This window comes from Actinomadura sp. KC216 (assembly GCF_004348535.1).
GTDB lineage: Bacteria > Actinomycetota > Actinomycetes > Streptosporangiales > Streptosporangiaceae > Spirillospora.
This window is the reverse complement of sequence record NZ_SMJX01000354.1, coordinates 1-8098: the sequence shown is the minus strand read 5'-3', so window position 1 is coordinate 8098 and position 8098 is coordinate 1. Positions and strand designations below refer to the sequence as shown.

General features: G+C 70.7%; 10 protein-coding genes. 6 read left to right on the top strand and 4 right to left on the bottom strand.

Features of this window, described 5'->3' with window-relative positions; translation table 11 throughout:
• The first annotated feature begins 243 nt into the window (after positions 1 to 243).
• Entirely contained in the window at positions 244 to 1266 is a 1023-nt protein-coding gene (locus E1264_RS36640; protein WP_132181133.1) for a hypothetical protein, read from the top strand.
• A gap of 9 nt (positions 1267 to 1275) precedes the next feature.
• Here the strand turns inward: E1264_RS36640 and E1264_RS36635 are convergent, their stop codons facing one another.
• Positions 1276 to 1809 carry a helix-turn-helix domain-containing protein gene (locus E1264_RS36635; protein ID WP_132181131.1) on the bottom strand — a complete coding sequence of 178 codons (534 nt, stop codon included), beginning with the start codon at positions 1807 to 1809 and terminating at the stop codon, positions 1276 to 1278.
• Positions 1810 to 1868: 59 nt separating this feature from the next.
• Here E1264_RS36635 and E1264_RS36630 point away from each other — a divergent pair, with 59 nt between their 5' ends.
• Both E1264_RS36630 and E1264_RS36625 read left to right on the top strand, forming a co-directional pair.
• Entirely contained in the window at positions 1869 to 2219 is a 351-nt protein-coding gene (locus E1264_RS36630) for a VOC family protein (RefSeq protein ID WP_132181129.1), read from the top strand.
• A 49-nt stretch (positions 2220 to 2268) separates the two neighbouring features.
• On the top strand, positions 2269 to 2820 hold the full coding sequence (locus tag E1264_RS36625) for a cob(I)yrinic acid a,c-diamide adenosyltransferase (RefSeq protein ID WP_132181127.1): 552 nt from the start codon (positions 2269 to 2271) through the stop codon (positions 2818 to 2820).
• A gap of 56 nt (positions 2821 to 2876) precedes the next feature.
• Here E1264_RS36625 and E1264_RS36620 read toward each other — a convergent pair whose 3' ends face one another.
• Positions 2877 to 3479 (bottom strand): hypothetical protein, encoded by a 603-nt coding sequence (locus E1264_RS36620; RefSeq protein WP_132181125.1) that lies wholly within the window; start codon positions 3477 to 3479, stop codon positions 2877 to 2879.
• 277 nt (positions 3480 to 3756) lie between these two features.
• Here E1264_RS36620 and E1264_RS36615 point away from each other — a divergent pair, with 277 nt between their 5' ends.
• On the top strand, positions 3757 to 5103 hold the full coding sequence (locus E1264_RS36615) for a PucR family transcriptional regulator (RefSeq protein ID WP_243711398.1): 1347 nt from the start codon (positions 3757 to 3759) through the stop codon (positions 5101 to 5103).
• Here E1264_RS36615 and E1264_RS36610 read toward each other — a convergent pair.
• Entirely contained in the window at positions 5084 to 5395 is a 312-nt protein-coding gene (locus E1264_RS36610; protein WP_132181121.1) for a hypothetical protein, read from the bottom strand. The two genes, E1264_RS36615 and E1264_RS36610, sit on opposite strands and share 20 nt — an antisense overlap.
• A gap of 154 nt (positions 5396 to 5549) precedes the next feature.
• Here E1264_RS36610 and E1264_RS36605 point away from each other — a divergent pair, with 154 nt between their 5' ends.
• Together E1264_RS36605 and E1264_RS36600 are read left to right on the top strand one after the other, a co-directional pair.
• Positions 5550 to 6299, top strand: coding sequence for a GntR family transcriptional regulator (locus tag E1264_RS36605; protein ID WP_132181119.1), 750 nt, complete (start codon positions 5550 to 5552; stop codon positions 6297 to 6299).
• A 1-nt stretch (position 6300) separates the two neighbouring features.
• On the top strand, positions 6301 to 6855 hold the full coding sequence (locus E1264_RS36600) for an NUDIX hydrolase (protein WP_132181117.1): 555 nt from the start codon (positions 6301 to 6303) through the stop codon (positions 6853 to 6855).
• Here E1264_RS36600 and E1264_RS36595 read toward each other — a convergent pair.
• Positions 6833 to 8098: DUF4173 domain-containing protein (locus E1264_RS36595; RefSeq protein WP_132181115.1), on the bottom strand; the 1266-nt coding region annotated here is incomplete at its 5' end. The genes E1264_RS36600 and E1264_RS36595 overlap by 23 nt on opposite strands.

Here is an 8098-nt window from a genome sequence, read left to right as displayed (position 1 = left end):
CCCCTTCACCACACCCCCCGCCCAACTCCGCGAAACGATCGCCCCCGACGTCACCACGATCGCCACCCACACCAACGCCTCCACCACCACCCTCGACCTCGACCTCGACTGACACGGGGACGGCGCACGTCCGAGCCGCTCTGACGTCGCAGAACAGGGTGGGTGCCCCGCATCCAGGGGACATTGCAGTGAGGAAGAGGGAGGGCAGTTCATCCCGCATACGTCGGCAAAGGTGCACCACACGTGCTGTTCGACCCGGATGCGGCCCCGTCTGCGCCCGCATGGCCGCCCGAAGAGATCGAGCTGCTCGACGCTGCCGCGCAAGCGGGTGCGTCCGATCTCCCCGAGGGGACGCTCGACCTCCTGGACAGCGTGGTGGACCGGCTGTGCCGCGACTACCCGACCGTCGCCCCCGCGGCGCTGAGCGACCGGGCCCGGGCCCATCTCGCCTACGTCCTGCGGCTCGTGGACGGCCGGACGACCCTGCACGAGCACCGCGAACTCCTCGTGCGCGCCGGATGGCTGTCGATCCTCCTGGCCTGCACGCTCTTCGACGCCGGAGAGCCCACCGGCGCCGAGGCCGTCCGGCGGACCGCGCGCCGCCTCGGCGAGCAGGCCGGGCACGGCGAGATCATCGGATGGTCCTGGGAGATCGCCGCGTGGTTCGCGCTCGTCGAGCGCCGCTATGACGAGGCGGTCGCCCTTGCCGAGGCAGGCGCACGGCACGCGGGCATGACCAGCGCCGCCGTCCAGCTCACCCTGCAAGCCGGGCGAGGGTACGCGCGGATGGGAGACGACCGGGCCCTGGAGGCGCTCCGCGCCGGACGGAAGATCCTCAACCGGCTGCCGCGTCCCGACCATCCCGAGCACCACTTCGTGTTCGACCCCGGCAAGTACGAGTTCCACTGCTCAATGATCTACACGATGCTGGGGCGGGACGAGGCCGCCGAGGAGCACGCCGCCGAGGTCATCGCGCAGTGCCGGCGGCCGGACGGCACCGTCCGGTGGCCGATGCGGTACGCCATGGCCAACCTCGATCTCGGCCTGGTCGCCACCCGGCGCGGGAAGCTCGACTGCGCGGTGCGGCACGGCCGGGCCGCCCTGGAACCGGTGCGCCGGTCGGGTGATCTCCTGCCTCGCGCGGGTGAGCTGTGCGGCAGGCTGAAGGAAAGCTATCCGCGTGAGCGGCTGGTGGCGGAGTTCGCGGAGCAGTTGCGCGAAGAGCACCGCAGGCCGCAGCCACCGGACGGCCTCGTCCAACCCTGAGCGGAGGGCTCAGGGGGTGTCGGGGAGTTGGAGTCTCAGGGCCTTGATGGCGGTGCGGGCTTCTTCGGGGTCTGCGCCTTCGGCGATCGCCGCCAGGGCGGCTCGCCAGGCGGCCGTGAGGATCTTGCCGAGGAGTGGTGTCGCTGGGGCGATGGTCTGGGTGAGCATCTCGGCCAGCTGGTCCTGGTCCGTGCCTGCGGGCGGGTCTCCCAGGATGTGGAGGAAGCCCTCGCGGACGGCGAAGTCCAGGCCGACGAGCATCGCCGACGTCACGGCCGCCGAGCGGTCCGACGAGGTCGTCCCGGCGGCCGCGAGTGCGCCTTCCATCCGGTCCAGCAGGCGCCGTTCGACGTCCTGCCGCGCGAAGGCGTAGAGCCCGAGCTTGCTGCCGAAGTGGTGGTAGAGCGCCCCCGTCGTGACCTCCGCGGCCGCGGCCAGGTCGGTGACCGTGACCTCGGCGAACGGGCGGGTCCCGAACGCCTTGACCGCGGCGAGTGCAAGCCGGCCCCGGGGGGATGTCGAGACGGGGACCCATTCGCGCATCCCTACATAATGCCGTTATGCTGTCCCCAAATCCAGTTACGCGACGGAAGGATGGCACCGTGAAGCTCGAGTTCCTGTTCGTCCCCACCTCCGACCTGAAGGCCTCGCTCGCCCTCTACCGCGACAGCCTCGGCTTCACCGAGGTGTGGCGCGAGGGCGACGCGACCGTCGCGCTGGCCCTGCCGGGCACGGAGACCCAGGTCATGCTGGACGCCAACGACCCCGACGCCCCGGTCGGCCCGCTGTTCGTCGTCGACAGCGTCCAGGACTTCCACGCGAACCGTTCGGAGACGCTCGGCGTGGTCGAGGCGCCCTCGGAGATCCCCGGCGGCTTCCTCGCCACCTACAAGGACCCGGGCGGGGGGACCATCTACGTCATGGACCAGTCGACGGATCAGAACGTCGCGTGACTCGCCCGGAGGGGATGTCGCCGGTCGCCTGAAGTGAGAGTGTCGGGCGATGAAGATCTATACGCGCAAGGGGGACGGCGGGCAGACGGGCATCTGGGGCGGTCGCCGTCTGGACAAGGACCATGCCCGCATGGAGGCGATCGGCGCGGTGGACGAGTGCAACGCCGCCGTCGGTGTCGCGGCCGCCGCGGATTTGCCCGGAAACGTGGCCGCGGTCCTTGCCGAGGTCCAGGACTGTTTGTTCGTGGTCGGCTGCGAGCTCATGGCGCCCGACCGCACCGGTGCGGGCGGTTCCGTCCCGCGGCTGACGGGGGATGAGGTCGCGCGGCTGGAGTCGTTGATCGACGAGTTGGAGGCCGAGCTGCCCGAGCTCACGAGCTTCATCCATCCGACGGGCTCACCCGAAGCCGCGAATCTGCATCTGGCGCGGGCCGTGTGCCGCCGCGCCGAACGGCGGGTGACCACGGTGCGCCGCACCGAGCCGGTGAGTGATCATGTCGCCGCGTATCTGAACCGGCTGGCCGACCTGTTGTTCGTCCTGGCCCGTTACGCCAATTTCACCGCCGGTGTCGCCGACCGCAAATGGAGCCCCGCCCAATGACGGCCTTGGCGTGCCCGGCGGGACGCCGCGCGACGCGGCTCACCTGAAAAGCCGGGTCAGGCCTCCGCGGGACCGAGCCGGGCGGCCGACCGGGCGCGAAGCAGGACGGCGAGGTTGATCGCGGCTATCAGTGCGAGGCCGACGAGGGCAAGCCAGAAACCGGCTCCCAGACCGGCCGCGTCGCTCGACTGGTCGATCAGCGGTTCGCTCTCGGTTTTCGGAATGGTCGAGAACAGCACGGTGAGGAATTCCCGCGCGGCGCTCTCCATCCGCGCGGCGGCCGACAGACCGGTCACCACCAGCAGCACACCCGACACCGCCGCGACGACGGCGGCGTACAGGGATCGCCGCCGCGCGGGACGGGCGAGGGCGGTTCCCGCACCGGCCGCCATGACGAGAAGCGTGACGATCGCGAGCAGGCGAATGACGATCGGCCAGCGGTAATCGGATTGGTGGACCGCGATGTTCGCGCCGGTCGAGGAGATTTCGAGGAGACCTTCCAGCGGCGATATCTCCTCCACACGGGAAGGGAATTCCCATGACGACATGGCGGTGCACGGCAGGAACAAGTACGCGAACAAGGTGAGCGCAAAGCCTACGGGGTTGATGCCCCGCGTCACGAATTTCTCGAAGGCGGAGGGGCGTGCGGAGTCGGTCACTTGAAGAACTGTAGCTTCGACGGGCTGGGAGGGGTCCCGCAATTGGCGCGAAGTCGCAGATGCGGGCATTTGTCCTGCTTCATTCGTCCACCCGTCCCGCGGCGACGCGGACGGTGGACGGCTCGCCCCGCGTCCGGCCGGAGGCGGTCGGATTCCGGGACGGGCTTTGCGTTCGGGCACGTCACAGGCCATGCTTTGCCTCACATAGGTCGCATAAGCGACTAGTTACCCCGTGCGTATGGCGCGCGACGCAGGGGGACGAGCGGCGGGAGGGTCTGTGGCGGACGACGGTTCGACCACGAACGCGAACCTGTGGGCGAATCTGCCGAGGGAACTGGCGGACCATATGCGTCCGCACCTCGACGAGGTGGCCGACGACATGATCCACGAGATCCAGACGCGCGTCAGGGAGTACGACCGGCCGGGCGACGGCTCCTACTCTGGAACGCTCCGGCTCGCCGTCGAGCGCGTCCTGCACTACTTCGTCGACCGGGTCGGCGACCCCGGCCACGACTCCGCGCCGGTGGCGGACTTCTTCCGCGCCATCGGCCGCGGCGAGGCCGGGGAGGGGCGCAGCCTCGACGCCATGCAGACCGCGATGCGGGTCGGCGGCATGGTGGCCTGGCGGCGGCTGACCGAAGGGGCCGACGCGCTGGAGGTGTCCCCGCGGACGCTCGGCGCCGTCGGCGAGATCCTCCTGGAGTTCCAGGACGAGCTGGCGCACGCGGCGGCCGAGGGATACTCGCAGGCCAGGGCGGCCGTCGCCGGTGAGATGCAGCGCCGCCGCAGGCGCCTGCTCGACCTGCTGCTCGCCGACCCGCCCGCCGCGCGGGAGGCGATCGCCGACCTCGCCGCCGCCGCGCACTGGCCCCTCCCGCGGACGGTCGCCGCCGTCGCGCTCGGACGCCGCCACCAGGACACCCCAGGCCAGGACGCCCACCGCCCACAGGACGTCCGCCATCCGCAGGACGTCCGCCATCCGCAGGATGTGCGGCGGCCCGCCTTCCCGCCCGACGTGCTCGTCGACCTCGGCCGCCGCACGCCCAGCCTGATCGTCCCCGACCCGGACGGCCCCGGACGCGCCAAGCTCGTCGACCGCGCCCTCGCCGGGACGCTCGCCGTCGTCGGCCCGACCGTCCCGCTGATGAAGGCTGCCCGTTCCATGCAGTGGGCCCGCAGGACGCTGCACCTCGTCCAGCGCGGGGTCATCGAGGCGGACGGCGGAGTGATCCGGAGCGTGGAGCACATGTCCACGCTCATCCTCTTCCAGGACGAGGGGCTCATCACGTCGCTGGCCGACCTGCGTCTCGCGCCGCTGGCGCATCTGCGCCCGAGCCAGCAGGACCGGCTCGCCGAGACGCTGCTGGCCTGGCTGCAGTCGGGGCGCAACGCCAACGAGGTCGCGATGCGGTTGCACGTCCACCCGCAGACCGTCCGGTACCGGCTGCGTCAGCTGGAGGACCTGTTCGGCGACCAGCTCCTCGACCCGGACCTGCGGTTCGACCTGGAGATCGTCCTGCGCGCCCGCGCGCTGCTGGCCGACAACGCCGGCGAGCGCATCCTCCAGCCGGCCGGGAGGGCCGTCGGCGAGCCGGGCGAGGTCGTCACCTTCCGCCGCTCCTGACCCCGCTCGCCGAGCCGACCTCGCTCGCCGGGCTGGCGCCACCCGCCGGGACGGCGCCGCCCGTCTGGCCGGACGTGGTCGCGCGGAGACGCTCCGCCGTGGCGACGCGTTCGGCCAGGCGGGTCTGGGCGTCGCAGAGGAGCCACAGCTCGCCCTCGTCCATCGCGACGATCTCTTCCAGGCAGCCGTTGAGGAGCTGGTAATCCGTCAATGGGGAGATCCGGGTGGCGCGCAGGCCGCCCTCCTCCGAACGCTCGCTGTGCCAGCCGGGCATGCACAAGATCACCGACATCGCACGGACTCCCCTTGGTGGGCCTATGGTGGGTCTACCATAAGCCGACCAAGGATCGCCCACAACGCGTTCTGCACAACCCCAAAAGGGTGCCGGAGGTGGTGGGATCTGTACGGTGTGAGGTCAATGCACTATCCCGGAGCAGGAATCTGGCATGCCGCGTCCCCCCACGAAAGCACAGGCGATCACGAACGCGCTCGCCGCCCGCATCGTCGAGGGTGAGCTCGATCCGGGGACGTGGCTGCCGTCCGAGCGGGAGCTGGCGCGGCACTACGAGGCCGACCGCTCCACCGTCCGGCGGGCGCTGCGGATGCTCGCCGAGCAGGGGCTCGTCCAGCTGCGGCACGGGTCGGGCGCGCAGGTGCGGACGGCGCGGCGGGTGCGGCGCGCGGCGGCCGACATCACGCGGCAGGTCGGCGCGTGGCGCGGGTTCCACGTGTCGGCGCAGAAGGACGGGCGCACCCCGTTCACACGGACGACGGTCACCGAGATAGCGGCGAGCGAACAGCTGGCACACCACCTCGACGTGCCGCCAGGAACACGCGTCCTAGAACGTGCGCGCGTCCAGGGCGTGCAAGGCGAACCGCCCGTTCAGACGGCGACGACGTGGGTGATCCTGGACGTCGTGGAGCAGATCCCAGTGCTGCGAGAGGTCGACACAGGCCCCGGCGGCATCTATTCGCGTTTGGAGGAGGCCGGGCATCGGATCACGTTCGAGGAGTCGGTGACGTGCCGTCTCCCCTGCGCGGACGAGCAGGACACGCTGGAGGTCGGCCCGAACCGGCCCGTCCTGACGTTGTGGCGCCGCGCGTACGACCAGAACGGCCGCGTCGTCGAGGTCACCCATCGAGTGGTGGTCGGCGACCGGCACGAACTCGTCTACCGCTACGGGTCGGGAGCCTGACATGAGCGAGGATGAAGAGCCCGCGGTCCGGCAGATCGGGTCGCGGGTCGTCTACGAGAATCCCTGGATGGTCGTCCGGGAGGACGAGGTCGAGCGGCTGGACGGCTCGCGCGGCATCTACGGCGTCGTCGACAAACCCGACTTCGTCGTCGTCATCCCTCTGGAAGGCGACGGGTTCCATCTCGTCGAGGAGTACCGGTACCCCATCGGCAAGCGCACGTGGAGCTTCCCGCAGGGCACGCTCCCTGGACGCCAGGACGCCGACCCGGAGGAGCTGGCCCGCCTGGAACTCGCGCAGGAGACCGGTTTCCGTGCATCAACACTCACACATCTCGGTTACCTGAACTGTTCGCATGGGACGAGCGGCCAGGGCTTCAACATTTTCGTCGCGACCGGGCTTCAGGCAGGGGAGACCGACCGGGAGCCAGAGGAACAGGACATGCGGCAGAAGTGGGTGTCCAGGGACGAGTTCAAGGCGCTCGTGCGCGAGGGCCGAATCACGGACGATTCGACCCTCGCGGCCTATGCGCTTCTCAATATGAACGAGACCAGCTAGAGCAGTCGACGTCCATGTCCGCGGGACGGGCGTCGAGGATCTCGCGGGCCCGGGTGCGGGCGAGGTTGCCGCTCATGGCGGGCTCGTCGTCGTCCAGTCCCAGGGCGATGGAGCGCAGCGCGCAGGACCGCGCCGGTTCGGGCAGCCGGTCCAGCGCGGGCACGGCGTCGGCGGACAGGTCCCGCAGGTACGGGACGTCGATCTTCCCGGTGTCCTGGTAGCGGGCGACGTTGTTCTCGGCGATGAACCCGTCCGGGTCGATCGACGCCAGGACGATCATCGCGACCGCCCCGCTGGCCGCGACCGCCCGCGGCAGCCACGGCGTCCGCCCCTTCACGACGCCCGCGACCGCGACCAGCACGACCACGACCCCGAGCCAAAGCTCGAACGCGTGCACCCACAGCCGCAAACGCGTCCAGCCGAACGTCTCCTCATACAGGTAGAGGCGCCGCAGCGCGACGGCGACGACCACGAGCGTCAGCGCGCACAGCAGCCCGAGCAGCACCCGCACCATCACACGATCGCCGCGCCCCGCAGCCGGGGCGTACCGCTTCGCCACCGCCACGACCCCGAGAACAAGAACCGTCACGGCGACGAGCTGGAAGAATCCCTGCCGGGCGTACTCGGCGTAGGTGAGGCCGGTGGAGCGGAGCAGTTTGTCCTTGTCGTCGGCGAGGAACACCCCGGCCTGGATGGCGCAGAACATGAGGAACAGCAGGTCGAGCGCCGCGATCGGCACGGCCCACGACCAGCGTCCGGCGGGCTTCGCGGGATCGGGGACCAGTATCCGCAGCGGCGGCGGCGCCTGCGCGAGGAACGCGCCCGCGCTCGCCAGCAGCAGGACACCGAAGCCCGCCATCCCGTACACGATGACAGAGCCCGGTGACACTTCCGGGACGAGCCCCGAGGCGATGGTGCCGAACGCCGCGTCCGCCCCGATGAACAGCCCGCCGAACACCGCGATGAGCCCGGCCGCGATCAGACCCGTCCGGATGGCGGGCCACGCCGTACCCCGCCCGGACGACATCGACCGGTACGCACCCCGCCCCGCCCACGGCACCATGTGGCCGACCGCCGGGAACACGGCGATCCCGCCGCCGAGGACTTCCGGCCAGGACCGCCCGCCGGACGCCCCGTACGAGCCGGCGGCAACGGCGAGCAACAAAGCGGAAACAACGAACCAGTCCGCGTCCCGTACCGCCGCTGTAGCCGACAGGCACAACGCGAGCAGGACGAACAAGAC

What these genes read in the sequence shown, in the direction of transcription:
- E1264_RS36635 (WP_132181131.1), bottom strand. Translation starts at nt 1,809, where the DNA reads ATGCGCGAATGGGTCCCCGTCTCGACATCCCCCCGGGGCCGGCTTGCA.
- E1264_RS36600 (WP_132181117.1), top strand. Translation starts at nt 6,301, where the DNA reads ATGAGCGAGGATGAAGAGCCCGCGGTCCGGCAGATCGGGTCGCGGGTC.
- E1264_RS36605 (WP_132181119.1), top strand. Translation starts at nt 5,550, where the DNA reads ATGCCGCGTCCCCCCACGAAAGCACAGGCGATCACGAACGCGCTCGCC.
- E1264_RS36610 (WP_132181121.1), bottom strand. Translation starts at nt 5,395, where the DNA reads ATGTCGGTGATCTTGTGCATGCCCGGCTGGCACAGCGAGCGTTCGGAG.
- E1264_RS36625 (WP_132181127.1), top strand. Translation starts at nt 2,269, where the DNA reads ATGAAGATCTATACGCGCAAGGGGGACGGCGGGCAGACGGGCATCTGG.